The sequence below is a fragment of the Embleya sp. NPDC050154 genome, from assembly GCF_044460165.1.
Lineage (GTDB): Bacteria > Actinomycetota > Actinomycetes > Streptomycetales > Streptomycetaceae > Embleya.
In genome coordinates, this window is the sequence record NZ_JBITJP010000024.1 from 106,835 (window position 1) to 120,175 (window position 13,341).

At 71.8% G+C, this 13,341-nt stretch carries 10 protein-coding genes; 4 read left to right on the top strand and 6 right to left on the bottom strand.

Features of this window, described 5'->3' with window-relative positions:
• Positions 1 to 56 precede the first annotated feature (56 nt).
• The 4 genes from ACIBSV_RS38210 to ACIBSV_RS38225 form a co-directional block, all read right to left on the bottom strand.
• Complete coding sequence (locus ACIBSV_RS38210; RefSeq protein ID WP_395871476.1) at positions 57 to 1,406, bottom strand: M20/M25/M40 family metallo-hydrolase; 1,350 nt, start codon at positions 1,404 to 1,406, stop codon at positions 57 to 59.
• 401 nt (positions 1,407 to 1,807) lie between these two features.
• Complete coding sequence (locus tag ACIBSV_RS38215) at positions 1,808 to 5,179, bottom strand: serine hydrolase (RefSeq protein ID WP_395871478.1); 3,372 nt, start codon at positions 5,177 to 5,179, stop codon at positions 1,808 to 1,810.
• Between the two features lie 521 nt (positions 5,180 to 5,700).
• Entirely contained in the window at positions 5,701 to 6,231 is a 531-nt protein-coding gene (locus ACIBSV_RS38220) for a GNAT family N-acetyltransferase (RefSeq protein WP_395871480.1), read from the bottom strand.
• 308 nt (positions 6,232 to 6,539) lie between these two features.
• Positions 6,540 to 6,743, bottom strand: a complete 204-nt coding sequence (locus ACIBSV_RS38225; RefSeq protein ID WP_395871482.1) for a hypothetical protein — start codon at positions 6,741 to 6,743, stop codon at positions 6,540 to 6,542.
• A gap of 340 nt (positions 6,744 to 7,083) precedes the next feature.
• Here ACIBSV_RS38225 and ACIBSV_RS38230 point away from each other — a divergent pair, with 340 nt between their 5' ends.
• Positions 7,084 to 7,647 (top strand): cysteine hydrolase family protein, encoded by a 564-nt coding sequence (locus ACIBSV_RS38230; RefSeq protein ID WP_395871484.1) that lies wholly within the window; start codon positions 7,084 to 7,086, stop codon positions 7,645 to 7,647.
• Positions 7,648 to 7,779: 132 nt separating this feature from the next.
• Complete coding sequence (nhaA, locus tag ACIBSV_RS38235; RefSeq protein WP_395871486.1) at positions 7,780 to 9,666, top strand: Na+/H+ antiporter NhaA; 1,887 nt, start codon at positions 7,780 to 7,782, stop codon at positions 9,664 to 9,666.
• Between the two features lie 16 nt (positions 9,667 to 9,682).
• Here nhaA and ACIBSV_RS38240 read toward each other — a convergent pair whose 3' ends face one another.
• A complete protein-coding gene (locus ACIBSV_RS38240) occupies positions 9,683 to 10,366 on the bottom strand; it encodes a LysR substrate-binding domain-containing protein (protein WP_395871488.1) in 684 nt (227 codons plus the stop codon).
• Between the two features lie 11 nt (positions 10,367 to 10,377).
• Here ACIBSV_RS38240 and ACIBSV_RS38245 point away from each other — a divergent pair, with 11 nt between their 5' ends.
• Together ACIBSV_RS38245 and ACIBSV_RS38250 are read left to right on the top strand one after the other, a co-directional pair.
• Positions 10,378 to 10,692, top strand: a complete 315-nt coding sequence (locus ACIBSV_RS38245; protein WP_395871490.1) for a hypothetical protein — start codon at positions 10,378 to 10,380, stop codon at positions 10,690 to 10,692.
• Positions 10,693 to 10,871: 179 nt separating this feature from the next.
• Positions 10,872 to 12,077 carry a methyltransferase domain-containing protein gene (locus ACIBSV_RS38250; protein WP_395871492.1) on the top strand — a complete coding sequence of 402 codons (1,206 nt, stop codon included), beginning with the start codon at positions 10,872 to 10,874 and terminating at the stop codon, positions 12,075 to 12,077.
• A gap of 38 nt (positions 12,078 to 12,115) precedes the next feature.
• Here ACIBSV_RS38250 and ACIBSV_RS38255 read toward each other — a convergent pair whose 3' ends face one another.
• Positions 12,116 to 12,925 (bottom strand): alpha/beta hydrolase, encoded by an 810-nt coding sequence (locus tag ACIBSV_RS38255; protein WP_395871494.1) that lies wholly within the window; start codon positions 12,923 to 12,925, stop codon positions 12,116 to 12,118.
• Positions 12,926 to 13,341: the final 416 nt, after the last annotated feature.

Below are 13,341 nucleotides of genomic sequence, written 5' to 3' on the forward strand. Positions count from 1 at the left end.
GGTCAACGGGCGCCGCACGAACGGCCCGAACGACAACCGCAGTCGTGCTCCGCGGCTCAGCCGCGCCGGAACCGTTTGGCGTACGCGGTGAAGAACGCGGCCTCCGCCACCACCGCGTCGCGCAGTTCACTCACCAACACCCGTTCGTTGGGCCCGTGCAGGTTGCACATGCTGTCCTGCGCCCCGAACAGCAGGATCTCCGCGCCGGGTTGGGCCGCCGCCAGGCTGTTGACCAGCGGAATCGACCCGCCCGCCGCCGCGTGTACGGGCTCCGCGCCCCACGCGGTGCGCAGCGCCTCGTGCGCCGCCTGGTAGGCCACCCCGTCGGTGGCCGCGGCGAATCCGGACCCGGGCGCCCCGGCCTGGGTCACCGTCAGCGGTACCCCGAACGGCCGCAGGCCCTCCAGGAACTCGATCAGCAGACGCTGTGCCTGGGCCGGATCCTGGGCCGGGTGGCAGCGCATGTTGAGCTTCGCCCGGGCGGCCGGCACCACGGCGGACGCGGCCTTCGCAACCGAGGGCGCGTCGAGGCCGGTCACCGTGATCGCCGGTCCCGACCACAGGCGCGAGCCGAGGTTCCCGGTGCCGATCAGCGGCATGCCGTCGCGGATGCCGGCAAGCCGGCGGAACTCGTCCTCGTTCCAGCCGCCGCCCGACCACTGATCGCGGCGCAGACCGGGCACCGTGACGTCGCCCTTCGCATCGTGCAACGCGGACAGCGCGTGCAGCAGCACCAGCAGCGCGTCGGGGGCCGCGCCGCCGAAGTTGCCGCTGTGCTTGGCCTCTTCGAGGGTGCGCACCTCGACGATCACCTCGACCACCCCGCGCAGCGCGACGGTCAGCGTGCCGGTGCCCGGGCGGATGTTGCCCATGTCGGCGATCACCATCGCGTCGCAGGCGAACTCGTCCGGGTGGGCCTGCGGATAGTCGTCGAACTCGCTGCCGTACTCCTCCTGTCCCTCGAACACGATCCGGATGCCCACCGGCGGACGCCCGTCGAAGGCGCGCAGCGCGCCCAGGTGCACGATCAGGTTCGACTTGTCGTCGGCCGCGCCGCGCCCGTGGATCGCGCCGTCGACGTCGGTCGGCTCGAACGGCCGCGTCGTCCACAACGTCTCGTCGCCGGCGGGCTGTACGTCGTAGTGCCCGTACAGCAGCACGGTCGGCGCGTCCGGGTGCGGCGGCGGGATGTGGCCGGTGATCACCGGCGCGGTGTCCGGCAGCCGCAACGCGCCGACATCCCGCACGCCGGCCTCGCGCAGCAGCTCGACCAGTAGGTCGTGGGCCTCGGTCACCGGCTCCGAGGGATACCCCGGGAAGGCGATCGACGGAATCCGGGTGAGTCGCCGCAGGTCGTCGCACAGGTTGTCGAGCATGCCGTCGACCCGTGTGGTCAACTCGTCCATCGTCGTGCTCCTTGGCCGCGCCGGGTACGGTCCGCTGATCGCGTCTCCCGGCCCATGCTGGCCCGAACCGGACGATCCGGACCGATCCGGCACGCGGCACCCGCATGGCTCACCCGGCCGGCCGCATCCGGCCGAGAGCCGATCGGGTGGTCCCCGTTCCCGCGAGTGCGTTCCCGACCGCCCCCGTCACCCGCGACCCGGGCCGCACGCGAACCGGCCCGCCGCCTCGGCACAGGGAGCCGGGGCGACGGGCCGGTCGACACCGCGTCACGGGGGGAACGCGGTGATCGGGACCGCGTCCGGGGCAGACGCGGTATCGGGTGGAGCGGTATCGGGGTGGAGCGGTAGCGGAGCGGAGCGATCGCGGCCCGCCGAGGGTGGGCTCGCGCGGAGCCGGAGGCTCAGTCCCGACGCGGGGTGACCTGACCGCTGAACAGGTAGCGCCCGCCCCCCTCGAAGGTTCCGAAGGTCACCGGGCGCCAGATCACCGATCCGGGCTCGCGCATCGCGAACAGGTCCTCGGCGACCGCGACCAGCGGCAATTCCCGCACCGCGTCCGGCAGGCTTTCCGCTATTTCCCCGGTCAGTTCGATCCGCAGCACCAAGCCCTCGCCCTCGGCGCCGGCCCGCACCTCGAAGCGCTGCATGGCGCGTTCGTACACGCCGACGTAGCGTTCCGGGTCGACGGCCGGAGGTTGTGCGGGCGGGGCGAACGGCGCGGGCAACGCGACCTGCGCGACCTCGGCGAAGATCTCCCGGAACAGGTCCTCGTACAACTCCGGCGCGTCTCCGCCGTTGGTCAACAGCGCCACCGCCAGGCCCTGTTCGGGCAGGACCCGGAGGAACGCGTACTGCCCGATGGTGCCGCCGTCGTGGCCGACCACCTCGTGGCCGTCCCACGCGTAGCGGTGCCAGCCCAGGCCCCACGACGCGTCCATGGCCGCGAGGTCGGGCATGTCGACGTGCTTCTCGCGCATCGCGACGACATGCTCCGCGCCCAGGAGTCGCTTGCCGTCGGCGGTGACGCCGTCGGCCAGGTGCAGGCGGGCGAACCGCAACAGCTCCGCCGAGGTGGAACCGATCAGACCGGCGGGTCCGGCCGAGCGAGGCAACATCCACACCGGCGCGACCTGCGGGTCGCCGCCGTCCTGCGAGACGTGGCCGACCGCCGCGCGCAGCAGCAGGGCCTCCTCGGGCAGTGTGATCGTGCGCTCCAGGCCCAGCGGCCCGCTCAGCCGCTCGCGCAGCACTTGGTCCCAGGTCTTTCCGGTGAGGTGTTCGATCACCCGTCCGGCCAGATTGAAGCCGGTGTTGCAGTACGACCACGCGCCGCCGGGCGGGAACACCTGCGCCGCGTCCTCTAGGCCGGCCACGTACCGGGCCAGGCAGTCGTCGCCGCGCCCGCTGTCGATGAACCGGTCGCCCTCGATGCCGCTGGTGTGCGTGAGCAGGTGCCGCATGGTGATCTGCTTGGCCAACTCAGTTCGGGACAGCCGTAGTTCGGGCAGTACCTCGATCAGCGGCTGGTCCAGGTCGAGCAGGCCGTCCTCGACCAGTTGCATGGCCAGTGTCGTGGTCCACAGCTTGGTGATCGAGCCGATCTGGAACACGCTGTCCGCGGTCACCGGGACCCCGGTGTTCCGGTTGAGCACGCCGTAGGCGGCCTCGACCAGGTCGTCCGGCGCGTGCTCGTCCAAGCGCAGGATGCCCAGGGTCGCGCCGGGAATCCGGTGCCGCTCGGCCAGCGTGGACAGGCGGCGCTGCCAGTGCGCGGCGTCCAGCGGGGCGGGCCGGGTGCGGCCGGCGGATCCGGCGTAGCGCTCGACCCAGTCGACGATCCGGCGGTTCCAGTCCAGCCGGTGCGAGGGCGGACCGTCGAGGATAAACAGGTGCGAGCCGTCGGGGTAGAGCACCATCCGGGCGGGCACGTCGCGTTCGCGCAGCGCGCCGAACCACTGCTGGGCCTGGCCGAGCGGACACCGCACGTCGGCGGCGCCCTGCAGGATCAGCGTGGGCGTGCGCACGTCGCCGACCTTGGTGAACGGGTTCGACCGCGTGTACAGGTCGACGTCGTCCCACGGGGTGCCGCCGAACTCGGCCCAGCCCATGTAGGAGCCCAGGTCGGAGGTGCCGGCCATGCTGTTCAGGTCGCTGACCACGCCGCCCGCGACGGCCGCCGCGAAGCGCTGGTCGCGGCTGGTGAGATAGCAGGTCATGTAGCCGCCGTAGCTGTAGCCGGTGACGGCCAGCCGCTGCGCGTCGGCGATGCCCTCGGCGACCAGTTCGTCCAGCGGCTCCAGGAAGTCCGGGGCGTCCATCGTGCCCCAGTTGCCGACGGTGGCGGCGTAGAAGTCCTCGCCGTAACCGTCGCTGGCCCGGGGGTTGAGGGTCAGGATCGTCCAGCCGCGGGCGACCAGTTCCTGGTGGTAGAGGTGCACCGAGTCGGCCGTACCGGTCCACGCGTTGTGCGGTCCGCCGTGGATGTCCAGCAGCAGCGGGGTGGGGCCGGTCACCTGCGGGTCGCGCAGCAGGCGGCCGTGCACCACGGTTCCGTCGGAGGTGGTGAACCGGCGGTCGATCGGGGTGAACAGCTCCACGTCCGGCAGGGCCTGCGTGCCGTGCGCGGTGAGCACCCGCTCGGTGCCGCCGGCCGGATCGACCATGGCGATCTCGCCGTACGAGGTGGTGGTGGACAGCACGAACGCGACGCCACCGGGGCTGCGGGACACGGACAGGCCCGAGACGGAGCTTCCGGTGTCGCCGACCACCAGGCGCGCGTCGCCGCTTTCGAGGTCGAGCGCGTACAGGTGGGTGTTGCCGGCCTCGCGGAGGCAGAACAGGAGTTCGCGGCCGTCGGGCGTCGGCTGCGGCAGGCCGCCCGGGTAGCCGGAGCCGCCCGGCATCACATTGCGGTCCAGGGCTCCGGTCAGGTCGACGGTGGGGCCGCCGGCGAGCGGCACCCGCAGTATCCGGGTGTGCCCGGTGCGGGTCTGCTCGGCGCCCAGCACGAGCAGTGACTCGCCGTCCGGGGTGAAGTCGACCCAACCCACCATGCCTTCCGCCGACCCGACCCGTTCGGCGGGCGCGGCGGGGGTGGCGAGGTCGACGACGTACGCCGCCGAACGCATGGTCAGGTCCGCGTTCGCGTCCGGGCCGGCGGCGTAGGCCAGCCGCGTGCCGTCCGGCGACCAGGCCGGGTCGGTCGCGTTCCAGGCGCCCTCGGTCACCCGGGTGACCTCGCCGGAAGCCACGTCCACCACGTGCACGTGCCGGCGCAGGCTGCCCAGCATGCCCGCGCCGTCCACCTGGTAGTCCACGCGGTCGATGACCAGCGGCGCCTTCGCCCGGGCGGCCCGGGCGGACTCGTCCTCGTCCGCCGTCGCGTAGGTGTCGATCACGGCACCGAACGCCACGCGGGTGCCGTCGGGGCTCCACAGCGCGCGGCCGGCGCCCATCGGCAGGCGGGTCACCTGACGCGCGTCGCCACCCTCGATCGGCAGCACCCACAATTGCGGCGGGCCGTCGACGGCGCGCAGGAACGCCACCCGGGTCCCGTCCGGCGACCACACCGCGGTGCTGTCCGAGGGGCCTTCGGTGAGCCGCTGGGGCTCGCCGCCCGAGGTCGGGACCCACCACAGCGAGCGCACGTTGCGGTCCTTCGCCGCGTCGACGCCGACCAGGGTGTAGACCACCCGGGTGCCGTCGGGCGACACGGCCGGCTCGGCCGGCACCGTGATCGCGGTCAGGTCGTCCAGACGCAGACGTCGTGCCATGGCTTTCTCCATCCTGGTCGGCCCGTCCGGGCGGCCCCCGATCCTGGGTCGACCCGGTTCCGCGAGCGCCGGGTCGCGGACCCGGGCAACGGGTATCCGGTCGACTCACCGAAACCGGCCCCCGCCTGAGGTGAGGCGGGTGCCGGTTCGGGGCTGGAGCTCAACGGTCGCGTCGGAGCCTCTCGGCGGCGCTTCCCCGAGGCTAGAGCGATCGGAAGGTCACGGACTTCGTGGCTTCGGACCAAGGTCGGGCCGCGTTTCGGTGCCACACCACCAGGCGCGGGTGGGGCGCAGCCGGTACATGGAAGCGGGACGGGGCTTCCGGGAGTGGCGGGCTTCCCGGGTATCGCGGGCGGGTCGGCGGGCTTCCCGGGGAGGCGAGGCATGCGGACGGTCGTCGACGCCGGGCCGGCTGCGGCCTCGACGGCGCGCTCTCAGGCGTCAGAGGGCAGCGGCTTCGGGCGGGAAGTATCCTTCGGTGGGTTGCGGCCGTCGGCGGGAGGCGCCGTGCGCTGAGGCGCCTAGCTCGTCGGCGGCGGAAGTTCCTCGCGCAGCAGGCTGTAGAAGACCACGTCGCGCCATTCGCCGTCGCGGTAGGTGTAGGAACGGGCCACTCCCTCGCGGGTGAAGCCCACCTTCTCCAGGGCGCGCTGCTCGGCGAGGTTGCCCACCTCGGTGCCGGCCTCGATCCGGGCCACCTGGGTGTGCGCGAACAGGTAGCGCACCAGCAGGAGTTGGGCGCGGGTGCCGTATCCGTGGCCGCGCGCCTCGGGGAACAGGTTGATCCCGACGTTCCAGCAGTGCGAGCCGCGCGACGTGAGGATGCTGCGCCAGGCCACGAAGCCCAGCACCTCGTCGCCCAGGACCACCAGCAACTGCCCACCCTCGTCGCCGAGTAGGCCGTTCTGCGTCCAGTTGCGCCGCCACCGTCCCGGGTCCGACCAGCCGTACCAGGCGAACGACCCGACCGCCTCGGGGTCGGTCGAGAACCGCTCCAGGAGGGATATGTCCGCTTCGGCCACCGGCCGCAAGGTCACCTGATCGCCGGCCATGATCCCGAACCCCGTTTCGATCGCCGCCGTCCGAGCGTCGGGCCCTGGCCCGCCGCGCCCGACCGAGTCGACGCGGGCGCCGACTGGGCCGAACGGGGCAGCATAGTCGACGCGCGCGCCCGACGAGCCGCCGTGCACCCGTCGCCCGCGAAGCGCCGGGCGTGGCGCTTCGCGGGCGAACAGGCCGCCGCGTCGCCGGTCGACCATGCCGGCGGGGCGTTCGTACGCGATGAGCGGTCGTCGGGGCGGCGGCCGTGGCACGGTGGCCGTCCGTACGTCCGTACGTACGCCCTGGTTCGACCGAGTCGTCACGAACCGGTGCGGGGTGGTTCAGCGTCGGGGCGGTTGGCCACCAGGCGTCGTACCCGCGCCCGGAGCGAGTCCCCGGACGCGTCGGGCGACTGCTGTCCGGATGCCGGATCCGGCGCCGACTCGCTCCACCGACGAGCCTGCCGCACCAGCGCGGCCAGTTCGTCGGCGCCTGACTCCCGGGATGAATCGTGCTGCGTCATGCCGAGCGGCTGCCCGCCCACACCCCCGGGCACGGCCGCTGAATGATCACAAATATGCGACATATCCATAACATTGGTAGCGCCCAGTCCCCCAGACAAGCGCTCCGGTGCAGCACGCTCCGGTGATCGACTCTCCCAAACTGGTGCAAGGCGCCTACTTCGCCGACCCGGCCCGGCCCAACGCGACTCGACGCGGTCGCCGTCGCCGTCACGTCGCCGTCGTCGGCCCTCGGGACCTGGCGATCCCCCGTCGACACCGGCGGAGTCTGCGAAGTCCCCGCCGCAATACGGCCGATGCTCAAACTGGCGGTTCTTTCCCGGCGACGAAGGGACGGCAAGCGTGGCGAACAGTGCGCTCCTGGTGATGGACGTACAACAGCAGATCGTGGACATCGCCGACGACGGCTCCGGATATCTGTCCCGCCTGCGCAAGGCCATCGACGGTGCCCGTACGCAGGGCATCCCGGTGATCTACGTGGTCATCGCTCTACGGCCGGTCCCCGGGGAAGTCAGCCTCCGCAACAAGGTGGTGTCCGCGGCCGTGCAGGCCGGGCTGTTCACCGAGGGTGCCCCCGGCACCGAGATCCACCCGGACATCGCACCCCGACCAGGCGACGTCGTGGTCGCCAAGAGGCGTGGCAGCGCGTTCTCCGGCAGCGATCTCGACCTGGTGCTCAGGGCCCGCGACATCGACAGCCTCGTGCTCACCGGCATCGCCACCAGCGGCGTGGTGCTGCACACCGTGTGCCGGGCCAACGACCTGGACTTCCGCCTCACCGTCCTGGTCGACGCCTGCCTCGACACCGACCCCGAGGTCCACCGATTCCTCACCGAAACGCTCTTCCCCCAATGGGTGAACGCCGTCACCGTAGACGACTGGGTCGAGGCCATCGCCCGGCCCTGACTGCTCCTCCTCGGAAGCGGCGGCGGCAGGACACCGGCGGGGCGCGGCGGAAAGATCATTTGGTGCGTCGCTGCCGATATCCTCTGACCCGGTTCAGCCGGGGAGCGCGACAGGGACACAGGGGGCACACGGATGACGCAGCCGACCAGCGACGAGGGCCTGTCCGGCCAGTCGCTCGACGAGGGCGGAGCGCGCACCGCGCGCTGGGCGTTCATTCGGACCGAGAGCGGCAGCGCCACCGTGCTGCTCGCCGCCACCCTGGCCGCGCTGGCCTGGGCCAACATCGACGCCGACTCCTACGCCTCGCTCTGGCACACCCACCTGTCCGTGCGACTCGGCGACTCCGGCGTGTCGCTGGATCTGCGCGAGTGGGTCAACAGCGGCCTGATGACCCTGTTCTTCTTCGTGGTCGGCCTGGAGGCCCGGCGCGAGTTCGACATGGGCGAACTGCGCGAACGCCGCCGATTGACCCTGCCGCTGCTGGCCGGCCTCAGCGGCATGGCGGTACCTGTGCTGATCTACCTGGCGATCAACGCGGGCGAGTCCTCGGCCCACGGGTGGGGCGCCGCGATGTCCACCGACACGGCCTTCGCGCTGGGCATGCTCGCACTGCTCGGCAGCCGCTTCCCTCGGCGTCTGCACACCTTCATCCTGACCGTCGCCGTGGTCGACGACTTCGTCGCCCTCGTGGTGATCGCGGTCGCCTACAGCGACGACATCGACATGTCCGCGCTGATGATCGCGCTGGCCATGCTGGTGCTGATCGTGCTGGTGCGCGCCGCGAAGGTGCGGCGCGGCAGCGCGTACGGCGTGCTCGGCGTGATCACCTGGGTGGCGGTGCTCAAGTCGGGCGTGGACCCGGTGGTGGTCGGCCTGGTGATGGGCCTGCTGACCTTCGCCTACCCGGCGTCTCGGGCCGAACTGGAGCGGGCCACCGGTCTGTTCCGTTCGTTCCGCGAACAGCCCACGCCGGAACTGGAACGTACCGCCCGGCTGGGCATGGCGGCGGCCCTGTCGCCGAACGAGCGTCTCCAGCGCATGTACCACCCGTGGACCAGCTATGTGATCGTCCCGTTGTTCGCACTGGCCAACGCCGGCATCACGCTGGACGCCGGGCTGATCTCGCGGGCCTTCACCTCGCCGGTGACGCTGGGCATCCTGATCGGCTACGTGGTGGGCAAACCGGTGGGCATCATCGGTATGTCCGCGCTGACCACCCGACTCAGCGGCGGCCGGCTGCGCCCGCCGGTCGGCTGGGGAGCCGTGGTGGGCGGCGGCGCGATCGCCGGGGTCGGCTTCACCGTGTCGCTGCTGATCGCGACACTGGCCTTCGAGGGCGAGCGGCTCGAAGAGGCCAAGGTGGGCGTACTCAGCGCCGTGGTGTGCTCGTTCGTGGTGACCTGGCTGGTCTCGCTGGTGATCGCCGCGCTGCCGCGTCCGGCCCGCACGCGGGCGCTGCTGGGCACCGCGCAGAGCCTGGTCGACCTGGCCGTACCGGTGGATCCCGAGCGCGACCACATCCGCGGTCCGATCGACGCCCCGGTGACGCTGCTGGAGTACGGCGACTTCGAATGCCCGTTCTGCGGCCTGGCCGAACCGGTGGTCCGCGAATTGCTCGCCGACTTCGGCGACGTGCGCTACGTCTGGCGCCACCTCCCGCTGCCCGACGTGCACCCCAGGGCCCGGCCGGCCGCGATCGCCGCCGAGGCCGCCGCCGAGCAGGGTGCGTTCTGGGAAATGCTCGACCGCCTGCTCCAGAGCCAGGACGCGCTCCGGCCCGGCGATCTGGTCGCCCACGCGGAGGCGTTGGGCCTGAATGTGGAGGAGTTCCGGATCGCGCTGCGCACCCATCGCGGCGCCGACCGGATCGCGGAGGACGAGGAATCGGCGGACCTGAGCGGGGTCTCCGGCACGCCGACCTTCTTCGTCAACGGCCGTCGACACCACGGCCCGTACGACATCGCCGGGCTCACGGCGGCGGTCCACGCGGCCAAGGAGCGCGCCTTCATGGACCGCTGAGTTCTGCGGTCCCCGCTCAGTCGCCGGTCCGGGTCTCGCTCCCGGTCTCGGTCTCGGTCTTGCTCCCGGTCCCGGTCCCGGTCTCGGTCCCGGTCCCGGTCTCGGTCTCGGTCTCGGTCTCAGGAAGCGTGTACTTCCGGGCCCGGACCACGTCCCGGGTCACCCGCGCGAAGGCGCGCGCGGCGGCGCTGCGGTAGGCGCCCTCGCGGTGCAGCACGGTGACCGTGCGCACCGGCAGCGGCGGGTCGACGGCGACCGGGCGCAGGTGGGGATGGTCGTGGGTGATCGCGTCGGGAAGCACGGTGGCCAACGGGGTGCGCCGGACGATCTCGATCAGGGCCTGGATCGAGTTCGCCTGCACGGCGATCCGAGGTCGCACCCGGTGCCGCGCGAGGTAGGCGTCCACGTGCCCTCGGGTGACGAAGTCGTGTCTGAGCAGCGCCAGTTCGTACCCGGCCAGGTCACGCACCCAGAGCGGAGCGGCGGGACGACCGGTCGTGGTGTCCGGATCCGCGCCGGTTCCCGTACCGACGACCAGGCTCAGTCGCTCGACGCACAGCGGAGTCGCGCCGACGCCGGGTGGGTGCGCGCCGGCGAATGCGATGCCCAGGTCGAACTCGTCGGCGGGCAGCCCGGCTTCGATCCGGTCCTGGGTGGTCTCCACGACGTCCAGGGCGATGCCCGGATGCCGGGCGTACATCTCCTCGGCCAGTGGGCCGAGCGCTGCGCGACCTGGCCGCCGCCGAGCGTGCCGTGCACGACGTGGCCGACCTCGCGCGCGGCAGCCTGCGGCTGGCGGTGACGCCGACCTTGACGGCGTACCTGACCACCCGCGACGCCTACGAGCCGCACTACGTCGACGACCGCAAGTACTTCGAACTCGACACCTTCTACGAAGAGTTCGCCAAGCCCTGGGAGCGGCGCCGACTGCCGATGCGACACGACCCGCAAGCCGCCGCCGTCGACGTCTACCGCCGGTGGCAGGAACTCAACGGCGGCAACCGCCGTGTTGCCGACAGCATCTGAACCGCCGGGAAACGCCAGTCCGGGCACTCGGGCGGGGGCTGCCTCGTTGGGACGGCAAGTTCCTTGATTGCCTTGACGATTACGCTTCGGGGTTTCTAGGGTACGTTGCGTAATCGCTCCCGGAAAGGTTGGCTTTCGATGGCTGGTCAGTCCGTCTTATCCGATCGACGGCCCGCGTCATGACGGTGGGGCCCGACACGCTCACGGCGTTACTGAAGGGCAAGGACGTACTTCCGGCGGGCTGGGAGTCGGTGTTCGGCATGGTGGCCCGCGAGGATTTCGTCCCGGCCCGGATCTGGCCCGACGACAGCGACGCCCCGCTGGACCGCGACCGCGATCCGGAGGCGTGGCGCCGAGCGGTGTACTCCGACCGGGCGTTGGTGACCCAGTGGGACGACGGCCGACATACCGGGGCCACCGCCGGGCGGCTGGCCACATCGTCGTCCTCGACACCGTCCACGCTCGCGGAGATGTTGTACGACCTGGACGCGGCGCCCGGGATGCGGGTATTGGAGGTCGGCACCGGGACCGGCTACAGCGCCGGCCTGTTGGCGGCCCGCGGCTGCCGGGTGACCTCGATCGAGGTGGACCCGCAACTCGCCTACCGGGCACGGGAGAACCTGAACGCGGCCGGATTCGGCGACCTCGTCGAGGTGATCACCGGCGACGGCACCCACGGCTACGCGGAGGGCGGCCCGTACGAGCGGATCCAGGTCACCGCCGGTGTCCGGCGCGTGCCACCCGCGTGGATCGAACAGGCCGCGCCAGGCGCGGTGATCGTGCTGCCGTGGGGTACCGACTACGGCAGCGGCGACTGCGCGCTGCGCCTGGTCGTGGACGCGGAACGGCAAGCCGCGAGTGGGCCGTTCACGCTGGCCACCGCCTTCATGAAGCTGCGCGCACACCGTCCGCACTGGGGACGCTACGGCGGCGCGGCGCTGCCCGAGGACTGGGCCGCCTACGCGCGGCCGACCACGACCTCGCTCGGCTATGACGACGTGGTGGGCGGCCCGTTCGACCCGGTGGCCCTGGTGCTCGGCCTGTGCGTGCCCGACTGCCTGGCCCGACCGATCCTGCACGGCGCGCTCGGCGGCACGTTGTGGCTCTACGGCGCGGACACCGGCCGCGGCCACTCGATCGCCGCCGCCGACTTCGCCATCGGCGATCCGCCCACCGTGCGGCAATCCGGTCCGCGCCGACTGTGGGACGAGGTCGAGGCGACCTGGTACTGGTGGCATGCCCAAGGCCGCCCCACCATCCACGACTTCGGTCTGACCGTGTCGCTGGCCGACGACCGCACCGTCGACCAGCAGCCCTGGCACCTGACTCCCACCCGCCCGCTGATCCCTCCGGCCACCGACTGGCCGCCGACCGCGTCGCGGTGACGCCGCTCCCCCCGTCCCGGACTCCCGGGGCCCGAGCGTCAGGTCTCCGGGAAACCGGACTTGGTGAGCCAGGCGAGGGAGGTCTCGGCGAGTTCGGGCCAGCCGTGGTCGACGATCAGCGAGTGGCCCCGGTCGTCGAAGCGTTGATAGTCGGTGCTCGCACCGGATTTGCGGTACTGCTTGAGCGTCGAGCGGGTCAGCGCGTCGGGGACGGTGTGGTCCAGTTTTCCGGACAGGAGCAGGAGCGGTCCGCGGGTCTCGTTGTCGGTGGCCACCTTGGCGGCGGAGTTCGGCGTGAAATTGCCCAGCGCGAGTTGGAACAACGGTCGGGCCGGGCTGGGAATCGTCCACGCCGCGAACAGGTCGTCGGACTCCTTGAGGGAGACGGCGTTCGCGAAGCCGTACCGGAATTGCGCCTGATTCAGCGACACCGCGCGCTTGGTGTTGGCGGGGTTGCGCAGGAACGCGAAGGCCGATCTCGCCTGCGCGGGTGCGATCGCCTTCACGCCCTTGATCTGGCCGGGACAGATCGCCACCGCCGCAGCGGCCCACCCCTGCCCGAGCAGGTGCTGGGCGATGAATCCGCCGACGGAGTGGCCGACCACTATGGGCGGGGTCTCCAACTCCCTAATGATTCGCACGTGCGCCTCGGAGATCTCGGCGAGGCCGATGCCGGCCTGCGCCTCGGGCTGTCTGCGGGCCGCGAGCACGGTCTCGGGGACCCCGGGCCACTCCGGCGTGAGCGGCTCGTAGCCCGCCTCGCGGAACCGCTCGGCCCAGCCTCGCCAACTGGTCGAATGCAGCCACAGGCCATGGATGAACACGACGGGTGTGCGCTTGGTTGCCATGCGTCGCCTCGCTCGCGAACGGTTCGATCCGTGCACCGTCGCGGCGGCGCGCTGCGTAGTGCGTGCCGGACGACCCGCGATGGCGGGCGATCTCGGGATCCGAGGCCGCTCGTTTCGCCGGTCGTGCCTGCGACCGGGCCACACGAAGATCCTTTACCGCCACTGTGGCACTCACGCGGTGCCGGCGCGCGCCGACACCGGACACGTCGCGTACTCGTTGGATGGACGTACAGTGAACCTGCTTGTGGTGGCGGCCCGTTGCGGCGGCCGTGGCGACCGCGCACCCGGGCCGCCGGTCGGGGCGAGGGGACGGCGAAAGCCGGGCGGGCTTCATGTATGGTTTCTACAGATGTGTAGAAGCCTGGTTTCGGTGGCCTCGACGCGAACGGGGCCGCTCCTTCGCCTGCGGATCAGGG

Coding starts and splice junctions, on each gene's coding strand:
- ACIBSV_RS38210 (WP_395871476.1), bottom strand. CDS start 1,406: ATGGACGAGTTGACCACACGGGTCGACGGCATGCTCGACAACCTGTGC.
- ACIBSV_RS38215 (WP_395871478.1), bottom strand. CDS start 5,179: ATGGCACGACGTCTGCGTCTGGACGACCTGACCGCGATCACGGTGCCG.
- ACIBSV_RS38220 (WP_395871480.1), bottom strand. CDS start 6,231: ATGGCCGGCGATCAGGTGACCTTGCGGCCGGTGGCCGAAGCGGACATA.
- ACIBSV_RS38225 (WP_395871482.1), bottom strand. CDS start 6,743: ATGACGCAGCACGATTCATCCCGGGAGTCAGGCGCCGACGAACTGGCC.
- nhaA (WP_395871486.1), top strand. CDS start 7,780: ATGACGCAGCCGACCAGCGACGAGGGCCTGTCCGGCCAGTCGCTCGAC.
- ACIBSV_RS38240 (WP_395871488.1), bottom strand. CDS start 10,366: ATGTACGCCCGGCATCCGGGCATCGCCCTGGACGTCGTGGAGACCACC.
- ACIBSV_RS38250 (WP_395871492.1), top strand. CDS start 10,872: ATGACGGTGGGGCCCGACACGCTCACGGCGTTACTGAAGGGCAAGGAC.
- ACIBSV_RS38255 (WP_395871494.1), bottom strand. CDS start 12,925: ATGGCAACCAAGCGCACACCCGTCGTGTTCATCCATGGCCTGTGGCTG.